At 69.5% G+C, this 24,372-nt stretch carries 23 protein-coding genes; 13 read left to right on the top strand and 10 right to left on the bottom strand.

Annotated elements, in window-relative coordinates; translation table 11 throughout:
• The first annotated feature begins 125 nt into the window (after positions 1-125).
• Complete coding sequence (locus LAJ50_RS01900) at positions 126-2,420, top strand: TonB-dependent receptor (protein ID WP_138652638.1); 2,295 nt, start codon at positions 126-128, stop codon at positions 2,418-2,420.
• Between the two features lie 377 nt (positions 2,421-2,797).
• Positions 2,798-3,457 (top strand): kinase, encoded by a 660-nt coding sequence (locus tag LAJ50_RS01895; RefSeq protein ID WP_138652640.1) that lies wholly within the window; start codon positions 2,798-2,800, stop codon positions 3,455-3,457.
• 45 nt (positions 3,458-3,502) lie between these two features.
• On the opposite strand, the gene LAJ50_RS01890 is transcribed toward LAJ50_RS01895, so the two are convergent.
• Positions 3,503-4,261 (bottom strand): alpha/beta fold hydrolase, encoded by a 759-nt coding sequence (locus tag LAJ50_RS01890; protein WP_171044576.1) that lies wholly within the window; start codon positions 4,259-4,261, stop codon positions 3,503-3,505.
• Positions 4,262-4,272: 11 nt separating this feature from the next.
• Positions 4,273-5,754 (bottom strand): NAD(P)/FAD-dependent oxidoreductase, encoded by a 1,482-nt coding sequence (locus LAJ50_RS01885; RefSeq protein WP_138652644.1) that lies wholly within the window; start codon positions 5,752-5,754, stop codon positions 4,273-4,275.
• A 96-nt stretch (positions 5,755-5,850) separates the two neighbouring features.
• Here LAJ50_RS01885 and LAJ50_RS01880 point away from each other — a divergent pair, with 96 nt between their 5' ends.
• From LAJ50_RS01880 to LAJ50_RS01865, 4 genes are all read left to right on the top strand, one after another.
• Positions 5,851-6,927: an AraC family transcriptional regulator gene (locus LAJ50_RS01880; RefSeq protein WP_171044577.1), complete on the top strand. Its 1,077-nt coding sequence runs from the start codon at positions 5,851-5,853 to the stop codon at positions 6,925-6,927.
• Between the two features lie 93 nt (positions 6,928-7,020).
• Positions 7,021-7,737 (top strand): DUF998 domain-containing protein, encoded by a 717-nt coding sequence (locus LAJ50_RS01875; RefSeq protein WP_205961524.1) that lies wholly within the window; start codon positions 7,021-7,023, stop codon positions 7,735-7,737.
• A 345-nt stretch (positions 7,738-8,082) separates the two neighbouring features.
• On the top strand, positions 8,083-8,337 hold the full coding sequence (locus LAJ50_RS01870; RefSeq protein ID WP_130535466.1) for an accessory factor UbiK family protein: 255 nt from the start codon (positions 8,083-8,085) through the stop codon (positions 8,335-8,337).
• A 35-nt stretch (positions 8,338-8,372) separates the two neighbouring features.
• Positions 8,373-9,887, top strand: coding sequence for a YifB family Mg chelatase-like AAA ATPase (locus LAJ50_RS01865; RefSeq protein WP_130551093.1), 1,515 nt, complete (start codon positions 8,373-8,375; stop codon positions 9,885-9,887).
• Between the two features lie 169 nt (positions 9,888-10,056).
• Here the strand turns inward: LAJ50_RS01865 and LAJ50_RS01860 are convergent, their stop codons facing one another.
• From LAJ50_RS01860 to aceB, 4 genes are all read right to left on the bottom strand, one after another.
• The gene (locus tag LAJ50_RS01860; protein ID WP_224096434.1) at positions 10,057-11,031 is read right to left on the bottom strand and encodes a DUF2884 family protein; all 975 of its coding nucleotides are present in this window, start codon (positions 11,029-11,031) and stop codon (positions 10,057-10,059) included.
• A gap of 216 nt (positions 11,032-11,247) precedes the next feature.
• Positions 11,248-11,619, bottom strand: coding sequence for a hypothetical protein (locus LAJ50_RS01855; RefSeq protein WP_130551094.1), 372 nt, complete (start codon positions 11,617-11,619; stop codon positions 11,248-11,250).
• Positions 11,620-11,872: 253 nt separating this feature from the next.
• Positions 11,873-13,204 carry an isocitrate lyase gene (aceA, locus tag LAJ50_RS01850; RefSeq protein ID WP_138652648.1) on the bottom strand — a complete coding sequence of 444 codons (1,332 nt, stop codon included), beginning with the start codon at positions 13,202-13,204 and terminating at the stop codon, positions 11,873-11,875.
• 102 nt (positions 13,205-13,306) lie between these two features.
• Complete coding sequence (aceB, locus tag LAJ50_RS01845; RefSeq protein WP_138652650.1) at positions 13,307-14,941, bottom strand: malate synthase A; 1,635 nt, start codon at positions 14,939-14,941, stop codon at positions 13,307-13,309.
• A 116-nt stretch (positions 14,942-15,057) separates the two neighbouring features.
• Here aceB and LAJ50_RS01840 point away from each other — a divergent pair, with 116 nt between their 5' ends.
• On the top strand, positions 15,058-16,020 hold the full coding sequence (locus LAJ50_RS01840) for a LysR family transcriptional regulator (protein WP_130521732.1): 963 nt from the start codon (positions 15,058-15,060) through the stop codon (positions 16,018-16,020).
• On the opposite strand, the gene LAJ50_RS01835 is transcribed toward LAJ50_RS01840, so the two are convergent.
• Together LAJ50_RS01835 and LAJ50_RS01830 are read right to left on the bottom strand one after the other, a co-directional pair.
• Positions 15,950-16,774 (bottom strand): hypothetical protein, encoded by an 825-nt coding sequence (locus tag LAJ50_RS01835; protein WP_138652652.1) that lies wholly within the window; start codon positions 16,772-16,774, stop codon positions 15,950-15,952. The genes LAJ50_RS01840 and LAJ50_RS01835 overlap by 71 nt on opposite strands.
• Positions 16,775-16,879: 105 nt before the next feature.
• Positions 16,880-17,803: an alpha/beta hydrolase gene (locus LAJ50_RS01830; RefSeq protein ID WP_130551098.1), complete on the bottom strand. Its 924-nt coding sequence runs from the start codon at positions 17,801-17,803 to the stop codon at positions 16,880-16,882.
• Positions 17,804-17,892: 89 nt separating this feature from the next.
• Between LAJ50_RS01830 and LAJ50_RS01825 the strand changes: the two genes are divergently transcribed.
• Positions 17,893-18,285 (top strand): MerR family transcriptional regulator, encoded by a 393-nt coding sequence (locus LAJ50_RS01825; RefSeq protein WP_130532317.1) that lies wholly within the window; start codon positions 17,893-17,895, stop codon positions 18,283-18,285.
• Here the strand turns inward: LAJ50_RS01825 and rsgA are convergent.
• Positions 18,282-19,370 carry a ribosome small subunit-dependent GTPase A gene (rsgA, locus tag LAJ50_RS01820; RefSeq protein WP_130551099.1) on the bottom strand — a complete coding sequence of 363 codons (1,089 nt, stop codon included), beginning with the start codon at positions 19,368-19,370 and terminating at the stop codon, positions 18,282-18,284. The genes LAJ50_RS01825 and rsgA overlap by 4 nt on opposite strands.
• A gap of 140 nt (positions 19,371-19,510) precedes the next feature.
• On the opposite strand from rsgA, the gene LAJ50_RS01815 reads away from it, so the two are divergent.
• The 4 genes from LAJ50_RS01815 to LAJ50_RS01800 are packed head-to-tail and all read left to right on the top strand — an operon-like array spanning position 19,511 to position 22,577.
• A complete protein-coding gene (locus LAJ50_RS01815; protein WP_130551100.1) occupies positions 19,511-20,791 on the top strand; it encodes a pyridoxal phosphate-dependent aminotransferase in 1,281 nt (426 codons plus the stop codon).
• Positions 20,792-20,796: 5 nt separating this feature from the next.
• The gene (locus tag LAJ50_RS01810; RefSeq protein WP_138652654.1) at positions 20,797-21,444 is read left to right on the top strand and encodes an SGNH/GDSL hydrolase family protein; all 648 of its coding nucleotides are present in this window, start codon (positions 20,797-20,799) and stop codon (positions 21,442-21,444) included.
• Positions 21,445-21,495: 51 nt separating this feature from the next.
• Positions 21,496-22,167 (top strand): class I SAM-dependent methyltransferase, encoded by a 672-nt coding sequence (locus LAJ50_RS01805; RefSeq protein ID WP_130551102.1) that lies wholly within the window; start codon positions 21,496-21,498, stop codon positions 22,165-22,167.
• A complete protein-coding gene (locus LAJ50_RS01800; protein WP_138652656.1) occupies positions 22,164-22,577 on the top strand; it encodes a hypothetical protein in 414 nt (137 codons plus the stop codon). The genes LAJ50_RS01805 and LAJ50_RS01800 overlap by 4 nt, the downstream gene beginning before the upstream one ends.
• Before the next feature lies 1 nt (position 22,578).
• On the opposite strand, the gene LAJ50_RS01795 is transcribed toward LAJ50_RS01800, so the two are convergent.
• Entirely contained in the window at positions 22,579-23,352 is a 774-nt protein-coding gene (locus LAJ50_RS01795) for a polysaccharide deacetylase family protein (protein WP_138652658.1), read from the bottom strand.
• Between the two features lie 65 nt (positions 23,353-23,417).
• Here LAJ50_RS01795 and grxD point away from each other — a divergent pair, with 65 nt between their 5' ends.
• Positions 23,418-24,347, top strand: coding sequence for a Grx4 family monothiol glutaredoxin (gene grxD / locus LAJ50_RS01790; RefSeq protein ID WP_130551105.1), 930 nt, complete (start codon positions 23,418-23,420; stop codon positions 24,345-24,347).
• Positions 24,348-24,372: the final 25 nt, after the last annotated feature.

The following is a 24,372-nucleotide window of genomic DNA, read 5'->3' as shown; positions in this document are numbered from 1 at the left end:
CACAACGCGTGCATCGCCCGGCGCGCGTGCAACGCCGCGTCCACTTCGTAAGAAAGCTTTCATGTTCGTCGGTCAAGGTGTCCGGGCGCCCACGCGCGCCTCCCCTCACCAACGACGCTTCGAACATGCACATCCGCTCCCTGACGGTCGCGGTGTCGCTCGCCTTGTGCGCCGCGAACGCCTACGCCACCGACGACACCCCGCCCGCCGCGCCGGCCGACGCCGACACCACCGCCAAGACGCTGGACAGCGTGTCGGTCATCGGCCGCGGCGAAACCCGCCAGGTGCAGCGCATCACCCAGGTCGACAAGCAGGTGCTGCCGCCGGGCACCAGCGGGCAGAAGCTGCTGGACAAGCTGCCGGGCGTGTCGGTGCAGTCCAACGACGCCTTCGGCGCCAACGAGGAATCGCAGTCCATCACCCTGCGCGGCTTCGACAAGAGCCGCCTGGGCTATACGCTCGATGGCATCCCGCTGGGCGACAACAGCTACGGCAACTACAACGGTCTGAGCATCTCGCGCGCGCTGATCCCCGAGAACCTCGCCGGCGTCGAATTGTCGCAGGGCATCGGCTCGCTCGGCGTGGCCTCCACCAGCAACCTGGGCGGCACCCTGCAGTACTACTCGCAGGATCCGGACACCGAGGCCGGCGGCCGCCTGCAGCAGACCATCGGCAGCGACCACCAGAACCGCACCTACCTGCGCGCCGACACCGGCGACCTGCACGGCTTCTCGGCCTACGTCTCCGCCGTGCGCCAGGACGCCGACACGTGGGCGCCGCCGCACCAGGCGCAGAAGACCAGGCAGTTCAACGCCAAGGCGGTGTGGAACGTGGGCGACAACCGTTTCGGCGCGTTCATCGCCACCTCGCGCGTCAACCAGCCCAATTATTCCTACCTGTCCAAGAGCATGCTCGCCCGCGGCCTGGGCTGGGACTGGAACATCTACGCCCCGGACTGGGACCGCGCCGTGGCCGCGGCCTACTGCGCACCGGCGACCTACAACGCCGCGCGCTGCCGCTTCAGCGGCGGGGTCAACAGCATCGACGACGCCTACTACCAGAGCCGCGCGCTGCGCGACGACAACCTCTACGCACTCGATGGCGACATCGCCCTGGGCGGCGAGGCCCATCTGAAACTGCTGGCCTACCACCACGAGAACCGCGGCCAGGGCCACTGGTGGGCGCCGGGCCAGCCCTCCTATCCCAACACGCCGCAGGCGCTTCCGATCTCGATCCGCTCGACCAACTACACCATCAACCGCACCGGCGGCACCGCGGCGCTGAACTGGCGCTGGGGCCTGCACGAACTGGAGGCGGGCCTGTGGTACGAGTACAACGACCACAACGTCGAGCGCAATTTCTACTACGTCAGCGGCCCGTTCCTGGACGACTTCTACCTCAACCGGCCCAATCGCCGCCTGTTCGACCAGGACTACACCATCCGCACCCGCCAGTTCTACGTGCAGGACCGGATGCGCTTCCTCGACGACCGCCTGACCGTGGACGTGGGCATCAAGAGTCCGCGCACCGAGATGACCGCCAAGGCCAAGCCCGGCGTGGAAACGCTGGTGGCCAGCGGCACCCTGGTGGCCAAGAAGAGCGCCCTGCCGCAGGTCGGCCTGGGCTTCAGGCTGAACCAGGACAACGAGCTGTTCGCCTCCTACGCGCAGAACATCGCCGCCTTCGTCGGCGGCGGCAGCGGCGGCCCGCTCCAGGTCACCCCGCAGTCCTTCGCCGCGGCCAAGGGCCTGGAGCCGGAGAAGTCGCGCACGCTGGAAGCCGGCTGGCGCACCTTCGGCGAGCGCTACCAGGCCTCGCTGGCGGCCTACCACGTGATCTTCGACAACCGCCTGCTCTCGCTCAACCCGTGTTCGAGCATCGAGGTCGGCACGCGCCCGGAGTGCGTCACCAAGTTCGTCAACGTCGGCTCGGTCAAGAGCAACGGCGCCGAGCTGACCTTCATTCTCAAGCCCGGCGCGGGCTTCGAGTGGTACAACGCGCTGTCCTGGAACAAGAGCACCTACGAGGACGACTACGTCTCCGGCGGCCAGGTGGTGCCGGTGGCCGACAAGATCACCGTCGACACGCCCCAGCGCATGGCCTCCAGCGAACTGAGCTGGCGCGGCGACGGCTGGAACGTCAGCCTGCGCGGCAAGTACACCGGCAAGCGCTACTACACCTACACCAACGATCAGTCGGTGCCGGGCGTGACCACCTTCGACTTCGGCACCGGCTACGACTTCGGACCCGGCCTGGGCCTGCGCAACGTGCGGGTGTCCTTCAACGTGGCCAACCTGACCGACAAGCGCTACGCCGGCCAGCTGAGCTCGTTCGCCCCGACCGACCCGGCCGGGACGCGCTACGCCATCCATGCCGATGCGCCGCGCCAGTACTTCCTGACCTTCGGCGCGGACTTCTGATCGCCTAGGCCAGATGGGTGTGACCCCGGGCGGGGCGCGGACGCAAGTCCGCGCCCCGCTTGCGTTTTTTGGGGCCCAGGGCGGAACGGACGAGGGCGTTCGGAGCGGCGAGGGGCTGATTTCCGGCGCCTGAGCCGCCCTGGGAAAGCCCTCGCCGCCATGGCGGCTCCCACCGAGCCTCCGCGCCCCGGGGCTGGCCATTGGCACTCGGGACGTCCGATCACGCCCTTCCGCGGAACAGTCTCTGTCGGAATTTCGTTACACCCCGATGTCGGAAAGACGTTAGAATTGTTTGCCGAACCAAAAAGTTCAGTAATTCCCGGCGCTGTCGGTCCCCCCGTACCCCCCCACCGACACCAAGCGCGAGGCAAACGATCATGAACACCGCCCTGCTTCCCTTCCATCCCGGCGCCCGGCTGCCGGCCACCGCCAAGCTGCTCAAGCGCGGCGAGCGTGTCCTCGAGCCGGACGTCTACGTCACGCCCTACGAGGGCCGTCCGGTGGTGGTCAAGGACTACCGCCGCTATGCCGGCACCCCGATGGCGCTGCTGGCGCGGCTGCTGGTCTGGCGTGAGGCACGCATGCTCCGGCATCTGGCCGGCTGGCGCCACGCGCCGATGCTGCTGGGCACCGCCGGCGGCCTGCTGCTGGGCATGGAGTTCGTCTCCGGCACGGTGCTGGGCAGCGAGGCGATGGACGCCGGCAAGACGCTGTTCCGCCAGCTGCGCGCGATGATCGCCCAGCTGCACGCCGCCGGCATCACCCACAACGACCTGCACACCTCCAACCTGATGGTCAGCGGCGGCACGCTGGTCCTGCTGGACTACGCCTCGGCCATGCGCCTGCCGCGCTGGATGATGCGCCTGCCCCTGCTGCGCGAACTGCGCCGCTCGGACCTGGCCAACGCACTGAAGATCCAGCGCCGCCTGACCGGACGCGAGATCACCGGCATGCGCGCGCGCGTGGTCGCTCAGCGCCCGTGGGTGAGCGGCGTGCGCAACGGCTGGAAGCGCTTCTACGCCTGGAGCAAGGCCTGAGCCCAGCGCCCGCCGCCCTGCGCGGCGGGGCTCGTCCTCGGAAGTTCAGGCCCGCTCGATAAGCGAGTCTATCCACGCGGAAAAGTCACGCGCCACCGCTTCCCAGTCCGCATCCAGCATCAGGTTGTGGCCGCAGGGATAGAAGACCGGCGCTACACCATAGGTCTTTGCGGTACGGACGATCTCTCGAGGCGGAAAAACCGCGTCGAACTGGCCACCGATCACCCATTTCGGCAACGCCGGATCGACCCGCGACGGCCGCGGCAGATCCAGCACCAGCATGTCCAGGAAGGCGCGAAAGGACTCGTTCTGTAGCCGTCCCCAGTAGCGCTCCCCCAGCGCCGCATCAGTGAGACCCGCATAGAACATGGCCTGGGCCAGTTGCGGCGCGCGCACGAGCCGGTACAAGTCCATGCCGACCACCGCGCGCGCCAGGTCCAGCGGCCGATGGCGAAGCAGCCTCAGGACAACACCGATCACTCCGGACGGCGGCACGCTGGCGAACAGCGCGACACCGGCCAGCCGTGCGGGCCGCCGCTCCATGAGCTTCTGCACCACGAAGCCACCCATGGAATGACCCGCGACGATGACCGGGACGCGACTGGCGCTTACGCACTCGGCCACCTTGTCCACGTAGGCACGGATCGGAATCGCCGGCAGGCGCGCCGGACCGGAACGGCCATGCCCCGGCAGATCCAGCGCCTGGACGCGATGTCCTTGCGCACGCAGCCAGGGCGCCAGCTTCTCTTCCCAGCACCAGGCCCCATGCCAGGCGCCATGCACCAGCAGAACATGCGCGCGCATGTCGTCCTGCCTCAAGCCGCATGCGCGAATTTCTGCAGGGGCGCTATGGTTTCTGGGTGCTGTGGATCGGCGATGGGCATCTCGAGCATCATCTTCCGGTCCTGGTGATAGTGATTTCGGACCATCCATGGCTGCGCCCGCCCCTGCCGCGGCAACAGGTGCTTGTCGCGCTGCACGTAGCCAGCACTGAGTTGCTCCATGACGCTGCTCTCCAGCGCCATGCCCTGGCGATCGCGCGGAATCACCACGCTGGCGCCTGTCTGATCCAGGTAGTCCAGGAGCCTGCACAGGTACAGGCTGGACATGTCCGCCTTCATGGTCCAGGACAGGTTGATGTAGCCGAAGACCCAGCCGAAGTTCGGAAGATCCTGCAGCAGGACGCTCTTGTAGATCATCTTCCGGGACGCGTCATAGGGTGCGCCATCCACGCTGATACGCATTCCGCCAAACAGCTGCAGGGCCAGCCCGGTGGCGGTGACCACGATGTCGGCCTTGAGCTCCTTGCCCGAGACGAGGCGGATGCCGTCGGCAGTGAAGCCTGCGATGCCGTCGGTCACCACGCTGGCCTTGCCCGAACGGATGGCCGTGAAGAGGTTGGCATCGGGCACCGCGCAAAGACGCTGGTCCCAGGGCTCGTAGCGAGGATTGAAATCCTTTTGCGTGAAGCGCTCGCCCAGGTGACGCCGCGCCTGGCCCACGAAGAACTTCCGCGCGGCCTTCGGATAACGCTTGCATAGCCGATAGGTGGTCTGCCAGAGATGCAGGTTGCGCTTGCGCGCCAGTGCGAAGCTCCAGCCGAACGGAAGGATCTTGGACAGCACCTGGGTTATCCGGTCCCAGCCAGGCAGAGAAAAGATGTACGTCGGCGAGCGCTGCAGCATGGTCACCGCGGCCGCTTTCTCGGCCAGCGCCGGGACCAGGGTCACCGCCGTGGCCCCACTGCCGATGACCACGACCTTCTTGCCGGTGTAGTCCAGGTTCTCCGGCCACTGCTGCGGATGGATCAGCTGGCCCTGGAAACGCGCCTGGCCCTCGAACTGCGGCTGATAGCCCTGATCGTGGCTGAAGTAGCCCTGGCAGCTGACGATGAAGCGCGCCTTGTAATGCACGACCTCCCCGCCCGGCGCCTGGACTGCGGTGACCGTCCAACGCTGCTCGCGGCTGTCCCACTCGGCGCTGGTGCAGTGGATCCCGTACTCGATCTGGTCCAGCACGCCCGTGTCGCGCGCGGTGTCGCGCAGATATCTCCTGATGCTTTCGCCATCGGCCAAGGTCCGGTAGTCCCGCCAGGGCTTGAACTGAAAGCCATAAGTGAACATGTCCGAATCCGAGCGCACGCCGGGATAGCGGAACAGATCCCAGGTCCCGCCGATGCGCTCACGGCGCTCGAGGACGAGGAACCGCCGATGCGGCTGCTCCGCCTTCAACCGACAGGCCATATTGATGCCGGACACCCCGGCACCGATGATCAACACGTCAATCGTCTCGTTCATTGCGTCGCCTCCCGGGCCCTCCGCCCGGGAAGCACGATGCGCGTCGCCCCGTCCTGGCTCTTGACATTTGGAGCCAATTTTTTTGCAATTCGAGCCATGTCCACACTGGTGCGCGCCGCTGGCATGCGGGGGCTGGCCGCGATGCTGCGCGAGCGGAAGATCGCGATCGAACCAATGCTCGATCAGGTCGGCATTCCGCGGGCCGCCCTGACCGATGAGGAACAGCGCATCTCGCTGCCGGCCTATGCGGCGCTGCTCGAACAGGGCGCGCAGCGTACAGGTCAGCCCGACCTGGGCTTGCGGATCGCCGATCTGCAGGACATCAGCGTGCTGGGCCCGCTGGCGATCGCGATGCAGAACGCCTCGACGATGCGCGAGGCCATGCTGGTCGGGAGCCGCTTCCTGCATGCCCACAGCACCGGGATGCGGCTGACGCTCATCGATGGCGCACCTGGCCCGGGACAGGCCACGCTGCGCCTGATCGTGTTGACGCCCAACTGGCTGCCGCGGCGGCAGCTCACCGATCTCTGCGCCGCCGACCTCCACCACTTCGTAACGTTTCTGGCGCAGACCGATATCCCGACGATCCAGATGACGCTGCCGGGCGTGCCGCAGGCGCCGCTGGAGCGTTATGTCCGCACGTTCGGTCCAACCGTGCGCTTTCAGGGCACACAGATCGAGCTGGCGATTCCCGCGTCCTTCCTCAAACGCAGCCTATCCGGCGCCGTCGAGGCGCTGCATCGGCTGGGCGTCGAGTATCTGCGGCTGGCCTTCGAAGGTCGGGAGAACTCGGTCGGCGGACGGGTCGAGGACATCCTGGGCCACGCGCTCTCAAGCACACGCGGTCGCCGCGACATCGTCGCCAAGCTGCTGGGCCTGACGCCGCGCACCATGCAAAGACGGCTGGAAGCCGAAGGCGTCTCCTTCTCGGACATTCTTGAGCAGGTCCGCCGCAGGCTTGCCCGGTACTGGCTGACCGAGACCGATGTGCCGCTGGCGCACGTCGCAGACATTCTCGGCCTGGCAGACCAGTCGGTCCTGAGCCGCAGCTGCCTGCGCTGGTTCGGCCACTCCCCCAGATCCATCCGGCTCAACGGCGTGACCGCTTCTGCAGCGGATCCGGGCGCTGCACCATCAAGGCGAGCGCGGACGCCTGCAGGATCAGAACGCTGAAGACTGCGACCTACGTTGCACAGGAGCAGACTACGCGGCCGCCGCTGCGCGCCTGACATGATGCCGGCATCGCCGATTTTGGAGCCCATCTCGATGAATCAAAGGCAGGAACATCTCGTGGATGCGATGGACGGCGAAGCGCGTGTGGCCCCGTCCAACGCCGCTCGGCGCCTCGCCGGCGCGCTGTGGATCGCCGCCGGCGTGATCTACGTGGCCGCGGAGTACGTGGCGTCCACCGCGTTTCCCGGCTACAGCTATGCGACGAACTACATCAGCGACCTCGGCGTGCCCGACGTGGGTGCCGTGGACGGCCGGCATCTCGATTCGCCGCTGAGCTGGGTGATGAACACCGGCTTCGTCCTGCAGGGCGTCTGCTTCCTGATCGCGGCTCTCGTGGCCGCCCGTGCGCTGACGCGCGGGTCCCGGAAGACGACGGGATGGGTAGCGCTGTCGGCGCTGCACGCCGCCGGCATCATTCTCGTGGCCGCCGTGCCGGGCAGCGAGCAGGCCATCCAATCCGGCATGGCCATCTTCCACGGCATCGGCGCCGCATTCGCGATCATCTGCGGAAACCTGGCCGCGGCGGCCGGAGGCTTCGCGATCGGCGGGCGCGGCTTCCGCGGCTTCAGCATCGCCATCGCCGTGTTCGGTCTTCTCTCGCTGGTCGGGCTGTTTGCGCACAACGCGCTCGGGATCGCGGCCGTGGCGGACGGCCTCTGGGAGCGTGGGAGCGTCTACACCATCATCCTGTGGGAGCTCGTCGCTGGCATATCGCTGGTCGCCTTCGGCCAACACGACCGGCCCGATTGACGATTCGCGACGATAGGCGCTGGTCGCAATGGCGAGGCGAGCGGGCCAGGCCTCGAGCCCACAAGATCTGCGCGCTCACCAGCGACCCCGGCGGGGGCGCCTCTCGCGGGTCGCGTTCGACCTTGCATCGACAAGCTCCCACCGGTGAGACGAAGCCCGCTGCGCGGGCCCGTCTCGGAATCGTCGACACTGACGCATGACGGCGAAGGACACGTCGCTTCCACGATAATGTGCGCGAACCGGCGCGCGCGGCATCGGACTTTTCCGACCCGCCGGCGCGCGCCCGGCCGATGGTGGCGCGCGCAGGGCGCATGCGACCTTGGCCATGAGCCCACGGAGCCTGCCATGATCGATCTCAATCCCCTCGATGACCTCGCCCGCCGCCTGAGCGAGCTGGTGCCGCCGGGCCTGCGCGAATCGCGCGAGGACCTGCAGCGCACCTTCAAGAGCGCCCTGCAGTCAGGCCTGGCCAAGCTGGACCTGGTCACGCGCGAGGAGTTCGAGGTGCAGCGCGCGGTGCTGCTGCGCACCCGCGAGAAGCTCGACGCGTTGGAGCGCGAGCTGGCCGCGCTGGAGGCGCGCGTCACCCCGCGCAGCTGACGGTTCCCTCCTTCCGGCGGACACGGAGCGTCCCCATGAGTCTGGCCCTGGTCCACAGCCGGGCGCGCTGCGGCGTGCAAGCGCCCGGCGTGCAGGTCGAAGTCCACCTCTCCGGCGGCCTGCCGTCCACGCACATCGTCGGCCTGCCCGAGGCGGCCGTGCGCGAGAGCCGCGACCGGGTGCGCGCGGCGCTGCTGTGCGCGCAGTTCGAGTTCCCCGCACGCCGCATCACCGTCAACCTGGCCCCGGCCGACCTACCCAAGGACGGCGGTCGCTTCGACCTGCCGATCGCACTGGGCCTGCTGGCGGCCAGCGGCCAGATCGACCGCCAGGCCCTGGCCGACTGGGAGTTCGTCGGCGAACTGGGCCTGACCGGCGAGCTGCGCAGCATCGATGGCGTGCTGCCGGCGGTGCTGGCCGCGCGCGACGCGGGCCGGCGCCTGATCGTGCCGGCGGGCAATGGCGCCGAGGCCGCGCTGGTGGCCACCGGCCAGGCCTGCACCGCGCGCACCCTGCTGGAGGTCTGCGCCATGCTGCGCGGTGCACGCGCGCCGACAGCGGCCGTCGCCGAACCGGTCACGCCCTGGCCGATGCCGGACCTGCGCGACGTGCGCGGCCAGCTGCACGCCCGGCGCGCGCTGGAAGTCGCCGCGGCCGGTGGCCACCACCTGCTGTTCGTCGGTTCGCCCGGCTGCGGCAAAACCTTGCTGGCCTCGCGCCTGCCCGGCCTGCTGCCCGAGGCCAGCGAGGACGAAGCGCTGGAGAGCGCCGTCATCGCCTCGGTCAGCGGCCGCGGCCTGGATCCGACGCGCTGGCGCCAGCGTCCGTTCCGCAGTCCGCACCACACCGCCAGCGCGGTGGCGCTGGTCGGCGGCGGTGCGCTGCCGCGGCCCGGCGAGGTGTCGCTGGCGCACCACGGCGTGCTGTTCCTCGATGAGCTGACCGAATGGGACCGGCGCGCGTTGGAGGTGCTGCGCGAGCCGCTGGAGTCGGGCACGGTCACCGTCGCGCGCGCGGCGCGCAGCGCCGAGTTTCCCGCGCGCTTCCAGCTGGTGGCGGCGATGAATCCCTGTCCGTGCGGCTGGGCCGGCGATGCCAGCGGTCGCTGTCAGTGCACCACCGAGCGCATCGCCCGCTACCGCGGCCGCATCTCCGGCCCGCTGCTGGACCGGATCGATCTGCAGGTCGATGTCGCGCGCCTGCCCCCGCAGGCGCTGCGCCCGGATGCACCGGCCGGCGAGGACAGCACGACCGTGCGCGCCCGCGTCGCCGCCGCGCGGGCGCGGCAGCTGCGACGCGCCGGGGTGCTCAATGCGCGCCTGGACCAGGCCCAGACCCTCGCCCATTGCCGGCTCACGCCGCCCGACCAAGGCCTGCTGGAGCGCGCAATCGACCAGCTGCAGCTGTCCGCGCGCGCCATGCAGCGCACCCTGCGCGTGGCCCGCACGATCGCCGATCTGGCAGGAAGCGAACCCATCGCCACCGCGCACCTGACCGAGGCCCTGAGCTATCGGCAGCAGGCGACCGCGCCGCAGGCCCATGCGGCGTGAGCGAGCAGGCATCGGCCCCGTGCAACGACGTGATGAGCGAAATGACCAACCCGCAGTGTGCGGGCAGCCTGTGCCGCTGAAGTACGGTCACATCAAGGAGCGAGCGCCCTCAGCAGGCCCCATCGCCGTCGTTGGCCAAACCCGCAAGGGCGGCTCCCCGAGTGCGCGGTCAACGGCGAGGAAGGCTTTGAGGCTTGATCGTGGTGTCGCGCGGCGCATCTTCGGTTGCGGCGGAGGTCTTCCTTGAACTGGCGCCCTCGCGGTCCGGCGCGTCGCCCTTCTCGGCATCTTCCGCCGCATCGGCGGCGGCGTGGTCCTCGATCGGTTCCAGCAGTTCGAGGGGCTTGCCCTCGTAGCGGAACTCGAGCGCGTCCTGCAGCGCGCGCAGCTGGTCGACCTGGTCGCACATCGCCTCGGCCTGGGCCTCGATCGCCTCGCTGCGCGCTTCGAGTTTGGCATCCAGTTCATCGCCCATGCGCTCGGCGCGTTCGTCGATGGCCTCGCTGCGCCCGGTGAAGATCTGGAACAGCAGGTGCCTGGCGATGCTGCCCTTGAACGCCTCGGCCTGGTCCTCGACATAGCGCTCGAAATTGCCGCCGAAGGCATCCTGTTCCCAGCGGCCTTTGCCCAAGGTGCCATCGACATAGTCATGGGCCTGTTTGCGCATGCGCTCGATCTTGCGTGCATTGAGCCAGCTGCCCGTCATGATCTCGATCACCCCGCCCAGTGCGTCGTAGCTCAGGTCGGCCACCTCGTTGGCGAGCCCGGCGACCTTCGGCATCAGGGCGCGGGCCTGGCTTTCCATCTGCCACAGCCGCTGCGCATCGGCGGCGCTGACCGGGCGCAGCTTGCGGTCCACGCTCAGCTCGCCGCCGTGGAAGAAGATCTCACGCGGCGAGCCGCTGTCGCGGTACAGCCAGATGCCGCCGCTGTCGGCCAGCACGTTGAAGTCGGTCCCCAGACCGCACTGGCGCGAGGACACGTGCGGCCGGCGGTCGTGCCGGCCTTCCTGCGAAGCGTCAGGCTGCGGCTTGTCGGTCGCCGCCTGGGCCTGAGGCGCCTGGTCGGCGGGCGCATTCGCCTGCTGCGCCCAGGCAGCAGGCGCCAGGCATGCCAGCATCACCACCTGCCATCGCTTGCGCATCTTCGTGAACGTCCTGTCTGCCAACCGGCAGGCAGCTTCCGCGCGACCGCCGGATGCGGGCGCGTGCCTGAAGTCACGAGGACCGATGGCCGGCGTACTGGGGGTGGGCCGTGCGGGGTGGGAGCCGCCATGGCGGCGAGGGGCTTCATTGGGAACGCCCCATCGCCGCCGTGGCGGCTCCCACCCGGATCCTGTCGCCCCAGGCTGTGCCTCAGGTCAGGCGTCTTCGCCCATCGCCAAGACCAGCTGCAGGTCGTCGCGCTCGCCCTGGATGCGCAGCTGGCCACGGGCCTCGCCGGCCAGGGCGCCAAGCCTGGCGCCGCAGTCGGCCAAGTCGGTCCACTTGAGCTGCCACACGAACGGCGTGGGACAGGCGCTGTCCAGCATCAGCCGGGAGACCGAATCGGTCACCTCCAGGCTGACGTTGGGCACGCCAGGGATGGCATGTCGGCGGCCGACCGCGTCGGGGCGCGGACTGGAGGCCAGGTGATCCAGCATGGAGGCCAGCATGGCGATGCCGGGGCGATCGCCCCGGAACATCAACGCATCCTGGCCGCGGTAGCGGTTGTCGTGACGGGCTCGAAGCATGGCGCACCTTTCTCAGTGGGTGAACGACGCTGGTGGGTTTTTTTGATCGTGTGAAGCGGTGCTGCGGGGTGCTGCCGAAGCGTCCGGCGCCGGAGCGTGCGATGCCCCGTTGAGTGGAGCGCGAGCCTCCCAGCCCGCGTCGAGCCAAGGCGAGCGCCGCTGCCCGCGTTGGTCGCCTGCGCAACGGCGCTCCTCTCAAGGTCCAGCACACGCTCCGGGGCCGGACGTCCTGCCTGGATCAAGGCGCCGAGGCTCAGGCCGCCTTGTGTTCGTAGAACTGCTCCTCCTCGGTCGAGCCGGTCAGCGCGGTCACGCTGGAGCTGCCGCCCTGGATGACGGTGGTGACGTCGTCGAAGTAGCCGGCGCCGACTTCCTGCTGGTGGCTGACGAAGGTGTAGCCCTGCTCGCGGGCCTCGAATTCCGGCTGCTGCACCTGCTCGACGTAGTGCTTCATGCCCTGGCCGCGCGCGTAGTCGTGGGCGAACTTGAAGGTGTTGAACCAGTTGATGTGGATGCCGGCCAGGGTGATGAACTGGTACTTGTAGCCCAGCGCCGACAGTTCGTCCTGGAAGCGGGCGATGGTGGCGTCGTCCAGGTTCTTCTTCCAGTTGAACGAGGGCGAGCAGTTGTAGCTCAGCAGCTTGCCCGGGCTGGCCGCATGCACGGCCTGGGCGAACTCGCGGGCGAAGCCCAGGTCCGGGGTACCGGTCTCGCACCACACCAGGTCGGCATGCGGCGCATAGGCCACGCCGCGGCTGATGGCCTGTTCCAGGCCGTTCCTGACGCGGTAGAAGCCCTCGCTGGTGCGCTCGCCGTTGACGAAGGGCTTGTCGTTGGGATCGAAGTCGGAGGTCAGCAAGTTGGCGGCCTCGGCATCGGTGCGGGCCAGCACGATGGTCGGCACGCCCAGCACGTCGGCGGCCAGGCGCGCGGCCTGCAGCTTCTGGATGGCCTCCTGGGTGGGCACCAGCACCTTGCCGCCCATGTGGCCGCACTTCTTCACCGCCGCCAGCTGGTCCTCGAAGTGCACGCCCGCCGCGCCGGCGATGATCATGTTCTTCATCAGCTCGTAGGCGTTGAGCACGCCGCCGAAGCCAGCCTCGCCGTCGGCGACGATGGGCAGGAAGAAGTCGATCGCGTCCTTCTCCTCCAGCTTGCCGTCGCAGAGGTTCTTCCACTGGATCTCGTCGGCGCGCTGGAAGGTGTTGTTGATGCGGCGGACCATGGTCGGCACCGAGTCGTAGGCGTACAGCGACTGGTCCGGATACATGGTCTCGGAGGTGTTGCCGTCGGCGGCCACCTGCCAGCCGGACAGGTAGACCGCCTCCAGGCCGGCCTTGGCCTGCTGCATCGCCTGGCCGGCGCTGATGGCGCCGAAGGCGTTGACGTAGCCCTTCCTGGCCTCGCCGTTGACCAGCTTCCACAGCTTCTCGGCGCCGCGCTTGGCCAGGGTATGCTCGGGCTGCACGCTGCCGCGCAGGCGCACGACGTCGGCGGCGCTGTAGTTGCGCTTGACGCCGCTCCAGCGCGGGTTGGTGCTCCAGTCCTTCTGCAGGGCGTCGATCTGTTCCTGGCGAGTGCTCATGGTGCTTCTCCGGTCGTTGACGGATGCCCGTCGAATGGGGGTACAAGCGGGATACGGGGAAGGGCTGGGCAGGCTTCTTCGATCCGAAGCCCGAACCCGGCTTCAATCGATCTGCGCGTAGGCCGGCAGGGTCAGGAACTCGGCCAGCGTGTCGCTGCGCGAGAGCTGATCCAGCAGGGCGATGGCCTGCGGCACCTTGGCCGCGCCGGGCAGCGCGGCATCGCCCAGGCGGGTGGGCAGGCGCTTGAGCGTGGTCTCCAGCAGCGCCAGGTCGATGGCGGTGCCATCGTCCAGGTGCAGGCCGTCGGTGTGCAGCCACTGCCAGATCTGGGTGCGCGAGATCTCGGCGGTGGCCGCGTCCTCCATCAGCCAGTGGATCGGCACGCAGCCGTTGCCATCCAGCCAGGCGGCCAGGTAGCGCACGCAGACCTCGACGTTGCCCTCGAACCCGGCGCGGGTGATGGTGCCGGTGGACGGGCGGATCAGGTCGTCGCGGCCGACGTGCACGTCGGCGCGGGCCACGCCGTGCTGGTTGGCGCCGGGCATGTGCGCATCGAAGATTTCCATCGCCACCGGGATCAGCGCCGGGTGCGCGACCCAGGTGCCGTCGTGGCCGGCGGTGACCTCGCGCAGCTTGTCGGCGCGCACGCGGGCCATGGCCTGCTCGTTGGCCGCCGGGTCGTTGTTGATCGGGATCTGCGCGGCCATGCCGCCCATCGCATGCGCGCCGCGCCGGTGGCAGGTCTGGATCAGCAGCTCGGAATAGGCCTTCAGGAACGGCTGGGTCATGGTGACTTGGCCGCGCTCGGGCAGCACGCGGTCGGGGTGGGCGCGGAAGGTCTTGATGTAGGAAAAGATGTAGTCCCAGCGGCCGCAGTTCAGGCCGACGATGCGGCCGCGCAGCGCGTACAGGATCTCGTGCATCTCGAAGGCCGCCGGCAGCGTCTCGATCAGCACGGTGACCTTCATCTGCCCCTGCGGCAGGCCCAGGGTCGCCTCGATGTGCGACAGCGCGGTCTCCCACAGCGCCGCCTCCTCCATCGACTGCAGCTTGGGCAGGTAGAAATACGGGCCGCGGTCCCTGGCCTGCAGCGCGCGGGCGTTGTGGAAGGCGAAGGTGGCCACGTCGAACAGGCCACCGGCGATCGGCGCGCCGTCGACCAGCACGTGCTTCTCGTCCAGGTGCCAGCCGCGCGGACGCACGATCAGCACCGCCTGTTCGTCGGCGGGCTTGAGCGTGTAGCGCTTGCCCGGCTTGTCGCCGGCCGCCGGCGCCTGGAAGGTCAGATCGCCGTCGACCGCGCCGATCAGCGCGCGCTGGCCGGTCAGCAGGTTGGCCCAGGTCGGCGAGGTCGAATCCTCGAAGTCGGCCATGAACACCCTGGCGCCGGAGTTCAGCGCGTTGATGACCATCTTCGGGTCGGTCGGGCCGGTGATCTCCACGCGGCGGTCGGCCAGTGCGGCGGGGATCGGCGCCACGGTCCAGTCGCCCTCGCGGATCTGCGCGGTGTCGGCGCGGAAGTCCGGCAAGGCGCCGCCGTCGAACGCGGCCTGGCGGGCGACACGGGCGGCCAGGCGGGCCTGGCGCTCGGGCTCGATCGCCCGGTGCAGCGAGGTCAGCAGGCCCAGCAGGCCGGCCGGCAGCAGCGCGTCCTGGCCGGGCGCCTGGGCGGTCAGCGCCAGGCCGGGGGTGGCGGCGCGGGCAGTGGGCGACAGGGCGAAGGCGGTGGCGGACATGGCGGTGCTCCTGGTCTTTCAGCTGGGCCGCCACCGTGCTCCGGGGGTTAGTATTTGACAACTTAGTTTTATCAATTCAATTCATAAGTTCTGCTCATGAGAGCGGATTCAGACCCATGCCAGCGAACGTAACCCCTCGTTTTTCCTACAAATCCGATCGGCTCAAACCGCTGCGCGCGTTCTGCCAGGTGGTGCGATTGGGCTCGGTTTCGCGGGCGGCGGAGGCCTTGTTCGTCAGCCAGCCGGCCATTTCGCTGCAGCTGCAGGCATTGGAACGGGAGTACGGGACGCGGCTGTTCGAGCGCAGCGGACGGCGCCTGACCCCCACCCGCGAGGGCCAGCTGCTGTACGAGATGGCCCAGCCGCTGGTCGAAGGGGTGGATTCGCTGGCCTCGGATTTCCGCCACAAGGTCAGCGGGCTGGACGCGGGCGAGCTGAACATCGCCGCCAACAGCTCGACCATCCTCTACCTGCTGCCGCGGATCGTGGACGCCTTCCGCCGCGAGCACCCCGAGGTGCGCCTGACCCTGCACAACGCCATCAGCGCCGACGGCACCGACCTGCTGCGCCAGGACGCGGTGGACCTGGCGGTGGGCTCGATGGTCGACGTCGCGGCCGACCTCAGCTACGAGCCGGTCTACCGCTTTGAGCCGATGCTGATCACCCCGCACGACCACCCGCTGGCGAAGAAGGACAAGGTGACCCTGGAGGACATCTCGCCCTACGGCCTGATCCTGCCGCCGCGCCGGCAGATCACCTACCGGCTGGTGGACCTGACCTTCCAGCAGGCGCGCGTGCCGTACACCGTGGCACTGGAGGTGGGCGGCTGGGAGGTCATCAAGCAGTACGTGGCCATGGGCATGGGCCTGTCGATCGTCAGCTCGATCTGCCTGGGCGAGGCCGACCGCGGCCGCATCACCGCGCGCTCGCTGAGCGCGTACTTCCCCTCGCGCAGCTATGGCGTGGTGGTGCGCAAGGGCAAGTACCTCTCGCCGCAGGCGCGGGCCTTCATCGCGCTGATCCGGCCGGACCTGTTCCACCCGCGCGACCACGACGAGAGCGGGCATTCGGAGCGCTGAGCGTCCGGCGGCCACGCCCCTGCACCAGCAGCCCTGCGATCAGCAGCACCGCCAGCACCAGCGAGGCGCCGCCGGTGCCCAGCTCCAGGCCGCCATGCGCGGCCGGGTTGGTCAGCAGGTCGCCGAAGGTCGCGCCGAACGGCCGGGTCATCACGAACGCGATCCAGAACAGCAGCACCCGGCCGGCGGACGTGAAGCGGTAGGCCAGCGCTGTGGCGGCGATCACCGCCGCGATCAGCCCGGCGCTGGCGGCGAAGCCCAGGCCGGAGGAATCGGCCAGGAAATCGCCCAGCGCCGTACCCAGCGTGTTGCTGACCAGGATCGCCATCCAGTAGAAGCCCTCGGCCCGGCGGCTGGCGATGCGCTGCACCGACAGATGCCCCTCGCTGTGGTACCAGGCGGCCAGCACCCCGCCCAGCAGCGCCACCAGCAGCAGCGCGCCGCGCAGATAGCCCAGCCCCAGCGTGCGATCCAGGAAGTCCGACATCGCCGTGCCCGCGGTACTGGTGGACAGGATCACCGACCAGTACAGCCCGCGATGGAAGCCGCGCGCCCGCAGCTGCGCCAGCAGGGTCAGCGCGAACAGGCCAAGCAGCAGCAAGGCCCCGGGCCCGTAGCCCAGCCCGAGCGTCATGGTGAGCCAGTCGCCGCCGGTCTCGCCCAGCGTCGTCGCCAGGATCTTGAGGATCCAGAAGCCCAGGGTGACCGCGGCGACCTTGTTGGCGACCGCCGGCGGCGTGCCGTGTTCCGACATGTCCAGCCCTCGGCCTCGAGTAGGGCCGACACGGTCGCAGCCGCGCTGTCGGATTTCGGTCGCACCTCACGCCGTGGGCCAGCGGTCGCCGAGCTCAACCCCTCCTCAGTCTCGACCGGCCGAGGCGGACGCGGCCGAGCGGATGAACGCGAGCAGGTCACGATTGAAGCGGTCCGGCTCTTCCAGGAAAGGCGCATGGCCGGACTCGGCGTAAAGCACGCTGCGGATCCGCGGATTGAGCCCTTTGGCGCGCGCGATGCTCGGCTCGGCCTTCACCAGCGCGTCGCGCGCGCCGTAGAGCAGCAGCACCGGGATCTTGGCCCGGCTCAATCCGGTGGCCGCGTCGACGGTCATCGACGGCACGGCCGCTTGCATCTCCCACGACGCCAGCGCCGCATTGGCGAGCAGCAGCGAGAAGGTGTCCGCATCCGGCTGGCGGTGGAAGCACAGCCGCAGGAAGGCGCGTTCGCCCTGCAGATGGGTCTTCAGGTCCGGGGCGACCATGTCGCGATAGACCTCCGGATGCGCCACGAGCTGCTCGGGCTTGAGCTCGATCACGCCATCGACATAGACCGCGCCGGCGATGGCGCCGTCGCCGTAGGCGGCGAGGTAGTTCGAGATCACGGCACCGCCCAGCGACCAGCCGACGAGCACCGGCCTGCGCGCCTGCGTGGACGCGATGACCGCCGCCAGGTCGTCGGCCCACCGGCGCCCGTCCGTGTAGGCCGCGGCGTCGTTGGGCTTGCCGGACAGGCCGTGTCCCCGCAGGTCGTAGGTGATCAGTCGATGGTGCTGCAGTTGGGGATCGAGCAGTTGCTTGTCCCAGTTCAGCCGGCTGCCCAGCAGGCCGTGGATGAGGATGACCGGGGCGCCGTCGGGATCGCCCGACTCCTGCACGGCCAACGCGACGCCATCCGGCGCGGAGACGGTGTACTGCCTGGTGACGGCGAGCGCGGCCGGCGCGCCAGTCAGCAGCGCGAGCCCGACGATCAGCGCGCCGAGCGCGCGGTGAAGCCTGGACGAAAGCATGGCGAATCCTCATCGATGCCTGGGATGCGCGCAGTCTCGAGCCTCACACTGATGTGAGAGTCAAGCACCGCCTGTGCTAGCGTTCGCCCATGCCCAAGGCTCGTCCCCAAGCTGCCCTGTCCATCGGCGAACTGGCCCGCGAAACGGGCGCCAGCCTGCGTTCGATCCGGCACTACGACGCCCATCGGCTGCTGTCGTCGGTCCGTGCCGAGAACGGCTATCGCGTGTTCTCCGCCCTGGCCGTGACCCAGGTCAGGCAGATCCAGCGGCTGATCGGCGCAGGCTTCAGCCTGGCCGAGATCCGCGAGTTTCCCGATTGCATGCGGATGATCGAAGGCGCGGCAGCCTGCTCCGAGACGACCGAAGTGCAGCGCCGGCGGCTGGCCTCGATCGAGCGGCAGATCGCCGAACTCGAACAGCGACGCAGCCGGCTGCGCCAGATGCTGGAAAAGGGACAGCAGGCGGATCGCGACCCGGTCTAGCGGCGGGGCGGCTTCCCGGTGGGGCGCCGCCCTGTCTTGCCCTGCTGCTCGGCCACGCGCTTGGCCAGCTTGGCCGCGGCGGTGGTCACCTCTTCCTGCAGCTTCAGGTAATTGGCCAGCCGGCCGGGATCGAGCTCGCCGGCCTCGATCGCCGCCTGCACCGCGCAGCCCGGTTCGCCCTGATGGGCGCAGTTGCGGAACCGGCACTGCGCGGCCAGCGCCTCGATGTCGGCGAAGCCGCTTTCGGCCAGGTCTTCCTCGCCGGTGGGCTTGAGCTCGCGCATGCCGGGGGTGTCGATCAGGCAGGCGCCGGAAGGCAGCGGGATCAACGCGCGATGCGTGGTGGTGTGGCGGCCGCGCGAATCGGTCTCGCGCACCGCGCTGGTCTTCATCTTCTCCACGCCCAGCAGCGTGTTGGTGAGCGTGGACTTGCCCGCGCCGGAAGAGCCCACCAGCACCGCCGTGCGGCCGGGCCCCAGCCAGCCATGCAGCTGCGCGACGCTGGCGGGATCCTTGGCGTTGACCGTGCGCAGCGGCACCTCCTGCGCGGCCAGATCGGCGAGCACCTCGAGCGCGTCGTCGGCGTACTCGGTGCGGTCGGCCTTGGTCAGCACCACCACCGGCTGCACGCCACCGCCGCCGACCAGCATCAGATAGCGCTCGATCCGGCGCGGATTGAAGTCGGCGTCCAGCCCGCAGACGATGAAGACCACATCGATGTTGGCCGCGATCACCTGCTGGTGGTAGTGCTCGCCGGCGGCGGCACGCTTGATCGCCGTGCGCCGCGGCAGCAGGGCGACGATGCGCTTGTCTTCCTCCACCAGGACCCAGTCGCCCACGGCGGGGCGCTCGTGCGCGGGAAAGCGCGGTCGCTGCCAGTCCGGCAGGGACTCGGGCCGCAGCGTCTGCTCGGCCCGCGGCCCGCCGGCGACCACGTAGCCCGAGCGATGCTGCTCGATCACCCGCGCCGGGCGGGCGCCGGGATGGGCCCGGGTCAGCGCCTGCCACGCCGGGTCCTCGGGCGCGCCGGGCCAGGGCCAGCCAATCCGCCGCAGGTCGGCATCGTCGAAGACAGCATCGGTCATGGCGGCGATTCTACGGGCTGGCCCGTCGGCGCCGCAGGCGGGCGGCATGGCCCGCGACCCATGGTTTCCGCTGAAACGCCCGCAGCACGGGCCATCAGGCGTATGCTTTGGCCGTTTTTTCACCTCCACGCGCCCGTGCCATGTCCTCCGCTCCCCTCAAGCCCCTCGCCATCCGTGAACGCCTGTCCGAAGTCCGCTACGAGATCCGTGGCGAGCTGGCCCGGCGAGCCCGCGAGCTGGAGGCCCAGGGTCGCAAGCTGATCAAGCTCAACATCGGCAACCCCGGCGCGTTCGGTTTCCGCGCGCCCGAGCATCTGCAGCACGCGATCGCCGACGACATGGGCCGCACCGACCCCTACACCCACCAGCAGGGCCTGCCGGCAGCGCGCGAGGCGGTGGCCGCCTACTACGCGCGCCGCAACACGCCCGACGCGCATCCTGACCGGGTGTTCATCGGCAACGGCGTGTCCGAGCTGATCGACCTGTCGCTGCGCGCGCTGCTCAACCCGGGCGACGAAGTGCTGGTGCCCTCGCCCGACTACCCGCTGTGGTCGGCCGCCACCATCCTCAACGACGGCCGCCCGGTGTACTACCAGTGCGATGCGGCCAACGGCTTCCTGCCCGATCCGTCGGAGATCGAGACGCTGGTGTCCAGCCGCACCCGCGCCATCGTGCTGATCAACCCCAACAATCCCACCGGCGCCACCTATCCGCGCGAGCTGCTCAAGCGCATCGTCGCCATCGCCGCCAAGCACCAGCTGCTGCTGATGGTCGACGAGATCTACGACCAGATCCTCTACGACGGGGCGACGTTCGAACCGCTGGCGCCGCTGGCCGGCGAGGTGCCGTGCATCACCTTCTCCGGCCTGTCCAAGGTGCACCGTGCCTGCGGCTGGCGCGTGGGCTGGGCGCTGCTGTCCGGCGACGCGCAGCGCATCACCCCGCTGCAGCACGCCATGGACCTGCTGGGTGCGCTGCGCCTGTGCGCCAACGTGCCGGGCCAGTACGCGGTGGAAGCGGCCATCAACGGTCCGGACACCATCAGCGCGCTCACCGCGCCGGGCGGCCGCCTGTACGAGACCCGCCGCGCGGTGGTCGAGGCCTGCACGGCCAGCGAGCACCTCAAGCTGTGCGCGCCGGCCGGCGCGCTGTATGCGTTCCCCGCGGTGGTGGGCGATGCGGCCAAGGGCTTCGACGACTACGCCTTCGCGCTGGAACTGATGGAGGACGAGGGCGTGCTGGTGGTGCCGGGTTCGAGCTTCAACGTGCCCTACCGCAACCATTTCCGCGTCACCCTGCTGCCCGATGCGGTGGCCATGCGCGAGGTGTTCACACGCATCGACCGTGCGCTGGCCAAGCGCGCGGAGGCGGCCAACAAGGTGGTGCCGCTCAAGCCCAGGTCGCGCCCGGCCGCGGCCTGACCGTCATGGCCGGCGTGCACCCGGCGGCGGGCACCATCGCCCCGCACGGCCTGCGCTATCTGGCGCTGGGCGATTCCTACACCATCGGCGAAGGCGTGGCTGCCAGCGAACGCTGGCCGGTGCAGCTCGCCCATGCGCTGCGCGCCGACGGGCTGGGCGTGGACGATCCGCGGATCATCGCCACCACCGGCTGGACGACCGACGAACTGCAGGCCGCGATCGACCAGGCCGCGCCAGCGCCCGGCTTCGACCTGGTCACGCTGCTGATCGGGGTCAACAACCAGTACCGCGGCCGGCCGCTGGAGGAGTACCTGCAGCAGTTCCAGAGCCTGCTGGAGCACGCCATCGCGCTGGCCGGCGGGCGCGCGCGGCGCGTGGTGGTGCTGTCGATTCCGGACTGGGGCGTGACCCCGTTCGCGGCCGCTTCCGGACGCGATACGGCGCGGATCGCGACGGAGATCGACGCGTTCAACCGCGAGGCGCGCATCGCCTGCCAGCGCCTGCAGGTGGCGTTCGTGGATGTCACCACCGTCAGTCGCCAGCACGGGGCCGAAGCTGCGATGCTGGTGGCCGACGGCCTGCATCCCTCCGGCGCCATGTATCGGCTGTGGATGCAGCGCGCGTTTCCCGCAGCCCGCGATGCGCTAGCCTAACGCGCCCCGCCCAAGCGCCGAAGGACCGACGTGAGCGAAGCCACCCGTCCCATGCCCCCCCAGCAAGCGCTGGCCATCGCCCGCGCCTTTCTGCCGCGCCGGCCCTGGGGCAACCGGCACGACTACTACTACACGCGCATCAAGCTGCGCACCGACCCGCTCTATCCCGGCGTGCTGGCCGCGCTGCGCGATGCGCCCGGCCCGGTGCTCGATCTGGGCTGCGGCCTGGGGCTGCTGGCGCACGCGCTGCGCGCCGATGGCCAGCCGCGCCGCTACCACGGCGTGGACATCGACGCGGACAAGATCGCGCGCGCCGGCCTGATCGCGCGCCGCAACGGGCTGCACGACACCCGCTTCGAAGTGGTCGACCTGGCCGCGCGCTGGCCCGAGCATCGCGGCAACGTCTGCATCCTGGACATGCTGCAGTACCTGCCCGCGCACGTGCAGGGCGGCATGCTGGAGCATGCCGCGCGCATGCTCGCGCCGGACAGCAAGCTGGTGATCCGCAGCGCGCTGGGCGATGACAGCGGCCGCGGCCGCACCTCCAGGGTCACCGACCTGATGGCGCACTTCACCGGTTGGATGCAGGAAGTGCCCAAGCGCTATCCCACCCGTGAGAGCCTCGAACACCACCTCGCCAACGCCGGCCTGACCGCCACCTTCGCCCCCCTGTACGGCAACACGCCGTTCAACAACTGGCTGATCGTGGCCCAGCGCGCGTGAGCCTGGCCAGGACGATCTTCGCAACGGCGCTCATCCTGGCTTGCATCGCCAACGCGGCGGCGCAGACGCAGCCCGCACCCTTGGCATGCGATGTCGGACCGTTGAAGAAGTCGTATGGCGGCAGCGAGTGGGGAATCTACAGCTGCACCGACAGCAGGACCGTCATTTTCTATTCCGTGGCAGGCTCGCCCGCCGCGCCTTTCCACTTCATGTTCTTTCGCGACGCGCAGGGCCTGCGCCTCTACGGCGAAGGAAACGGCGACAAGCAGGCGACCTCACGCGCGGCGGAGGAACTTGCGAAGTTCTCCGTGGAAGATGTCGATGCGCTGGTCGAAGAAACCAGGACGATCGCATCAGCACAGGGGAAAGCCAGCGCCGCCGACCGGCCAGGCGGCGCTGAACAGCCGTAGATCAGGGTAACGTCGCGCTCAGGCCGCGCGCTTCCAGCCCGGTCAGCACACGCCGCAGGATCTCCACGTTGTGGCCATGCGCGGCGCCCTCGTGCAGCAGGACGATGGCGCCGGGCTTGAGGTCGGGGACGATGCGCGCCAGCACCTGGTCTGGCGTGCAGCGCACGCCGTCGAAGCCGCGCGCGCTCCAGGCCACGCGGGTCAGGCCGTGGCGGGCGAGCACCGGCGCGATGAAGGGATTGGTGTGGCCGACCACCGAGCGGAACCAGCGCGGTGGTGCGCCGGCCAGTTCGGCCAGGCTGCGCTGGTTGGCGGCGATCTCGCGCTCGAGCGTGACCGGCCCCAGCCGCCAGAACGCGGCCTGCGGATGGCTGTCGCTGTGGTTGCCCAGACCGTGACCGCGGCGGACGATCTCGCGCACCAGCTCCGGTCGCGCGCGGGCGCGCTCGCCGACCACGAAGAAGGTGGCCTTGGCGCCGTGGGCATCGAGCAGGTCCAGCATCGGCCGCGTGTCGTCGGAGGGGCCGTCGTCGATGGTCAGCCAGACCCTGGGCTGCGCGCCTGGCAGGCGCACCAGCGCCGTGCAGAACAGCTGCGAGCGCGGGTGGAAGGTGGACCACAGCACGGCGCCATGGGTGAACAGCAGCACGGCCAGGCCCAGCGGCCAGCCGACCAGCCACCACAGCGCCAGCGCGGCCACTTGTGACAGCGCCAGCAGCCCCAACCTGAAGTAGGGCCTGGTCGTGGCGCGATGCTGCGTTGCTTCGGGCTCCATCCCGCGCATCATGCCACGCGGGTAAAATTCCCCCTCTTTCTCGTCGTCAGCCGCCGGTAGCCGCCATGTCCCTCGATCCCGCCCTGCGTTCGCGCATCGATTCCCTGCTGCAGTCCAACCGCGTGGTGCTGTTCATGAAGGGCCAGCCGACCATGCCGCAGTGCGGTTTCTCGGCCAAGGCGGTCGGCGCGCTGTCCACGCTGGGCGTGGACTACGCCCACGTCAATGTGCTGGCCGACCAGGAGATCCGCGAGGGCATCAAGGTCTACGGCGACTGGCCGACGATCCCGCAGCTGTACGTCGATGGCGAACTGGTCGGCGGCAGCGACATCATCGAGCAGATGACCAACTCCGGCGAACTGGCCGCGCTGCTGGGCGTGGCCGCGCCCGACCGCACGCCGCCGTCGATCACCGTGACCCCGGCCGCGGCCGAGATGCTGGCCAATGCCGTGGCCGACGCCGGCGGCAGCGCCGCGCTGGTGCTGGCCATCGATGCGCAGTTCCAGCCCAACTTCCAGCTGGGGCCGTTCGACGCCAACGCCATCGCTGCCGAGTCCAACGGCGTGCGCATCCAGTTCGACCTGGCCAGCGCGCGCCGCGCCGAGGGCATCACCATCGACTGGGTCGACGACATCCGCGGCAAGGGCCTGGCCATCGACAACCCGAACGCACCGCGCCCAGTCAATCAGTTGTCGGTGACCGAGGCGGCCGCCAAGGTCGCCGCCGGCGAGCTGCTGCTGGTGGATGTGCGGCCGGCCGACGAGCGCGCCATCGCCTCGGTCAACGTGCCGTTCAAGACCTTCGACGGCAACGGCCGCGCCGAGCTGGAGGCCCTGCCCAAGGACACGCAGATCGCGTTCCTGTGCCATGCCGGCGGACGCAGCCACCAGGCTGCCGAGCAGTTCCGCGTGCTCGGGTTCTCCAACGTGCACAACGTGGCCGGCGGCATCGAGGCCTGGTCCAACGAAGTCGATCCGAGCGTGCCGCGCTACTGATCCGAACGCACATCGTCCACACAAC

It is taken from the genome of Pseudoxanthomonas sp. X-1, from assembly GCF_020042665.1.
GTDB lineage: Bacteria > Pseudomonadota > Gammaproteobacteria > Xanthomonadales > Xanthomonadaceae > Pseudoxanthomonas_A > Pseudoxanthomonas_A spadix_A.
The sequence above is the reverse complement of the archived record's forward strand: the minus strand, read 5'-3'. Positions and strand labels throughout refer to the sequence as shown.

Bases quoted from the DNA above. Each gene is read 5' to 3' on its own strand.
- LAJ50_RS01795 (WP_138652658.1), bottom strand. From the start codon at position 23,352: ATGGAGCCCGAAGCAACGCAGCATCGCGCCACGACCAGGCCCTACTTC.
- LAJ50_RS01815 (WP_130551100.1), top strand. From the start codon at position 19,511: ATGTCCTCCGCTCCCCTCAAGCCCCTCGCCATCCGTGAACGCCTGTCC.
- LAJ50_RS01830 (WP_130551098.1), bottom strand. From the start codon at position 17,803: ATGCTTTCGTCCAGGCTTCACCGCGCGCTCGGCGCGCTGATCGTCGGG.
- LAJ50_RS01860 (WP_224096434.1), bottom strand. From the start codon at position 11,031: ATGCGCAAGCGATGGCAGGTGGTGATGCTGGCATGCCTGGCGCCTGCT.
- grxD (WP_130551105.1), top strand. From the start codon at position 23,418: ATGTCCCTCGATCCCGCCCTGCGTTCGCGCATCGATTCCCTGCTGCAG.
- LAJ50_RS01855 (WP_130551094.1), bottom strand. From the start codon at position 11,619: ATGCTTCGAGCCCGTCACGACAACCGCTACCGCGGCCAGGATGCGTTG.
- LAJ50_RS01880 (WP_171044577.1), top strand. From the start codon at position 5,851: ATGTCCACACTGGTGCGCGCCGCTGGCATGCGGGGGCTGGCCGCGATG.
- LAJ50_RS01810 (WP_138652654.1), top strand. From the start codon at position 20,797: ATGGCCGGCGTGCACCCGGCGGCGGGCACCATCGCCCCGCACGGCCTG.
- LAJ50_RS01805 (WP_130551102.1), top strand. From the start codon at position 21,496: ATGCCCCCCCAGCAAGCGCTGGCCATCGCCCGCGCCTTTCTGCCGCGC.
- LAJ50_RS01900 (WP_138652638.1), top strand. From the start codon at position 126: ATGCACATCCGCTCCCTGACGGTCGCGGTGTCGCTCGCCTTGTGCGCC.
- LAJ50_RS01875 (WP_205961524.1), top strand. From the start codon at position 7,021: ATGAATCAAAGGCAGGAACATCTCGTGGATGCGATGGACGGCGAAGCG.
- rsgA (WP_130551099.1), bottom strand. From the start codon at position 19,370: ATGACCGATGCTGTCTTCGACGATGCCGACCTGCGGCGGATTGGCTGG.
- LAJ50_RS01895 (WP_138652640.1), top strand. From the start codon at position 2,798: ATGAACACCGCCCTGCTTCCCTTCCATCCCGGCGCCCGGCTGCCGGCC.
- LAJ50_RS01825 (WP_130532317.1), top strand. From the start codon at position 17,893: ATGCCCAAGGCTCGTCCCCAAGCTGCCCTGTCCATCGGCGAACTGGCC.
- LAJ50_RS01870 (WP_130535466.1), top strand. From the start codon at position 8,083: ATGATCGATCTCAATCCCCTCGATGACCTCGCCCGCCGCCTGAGCGAG.
- LAJ50_RS01835 (WP_138652652.1), bottom strand. From the start codon at position 16,774: ATGTCGGAACACGGCACGCCGCCGGCGGTCGCCAACAAGGTCGCCGCG.
- LAJ50_RS01865 (WP_130551093.1), top strand. From the start codon at position 8,373: ATGAGTCTGGCCCTGGTCCACAGCCGGGCGCGCTGCGGCGTGCAAGCG.
- aceB (WP_138652650.1), bottom strand. From the start codon at position 14,941: ATGTCCGCCACCGCCTTCGCCCTGTCGCCCACTGCCCGCGCCGCCACC.
- LAJ50_RS01840 (WP_130521732.1), top strand. From the start codon at position 15,058: ATGCCAGCGAACGTAACCCCTCGTTTTTCCTACAAATCCGATCGGCTC.
- LAJ50_RS01890 (WP_171044576.1), bottom strand. From the start codon at position 4,261: ATGCGCGCGCATGTTCTGCTGGTGCATGGCGCCTGGCATGGGGCCTGG.
- LAJ50_RS01885 (WP_138652644.1), bottom strand. From the start codon at position 5,754: ATGAACGAGACGATTGACGTGTTGATCATCGGTGCCGGGGTGTCCGGC.
- aceA (WP_138652648.1), bottom strand. From the start codon at position 13,204: ATGAGCACTCGCCAGGAACAGATCGACGCCCTGCAGAAGGACTGGAGC.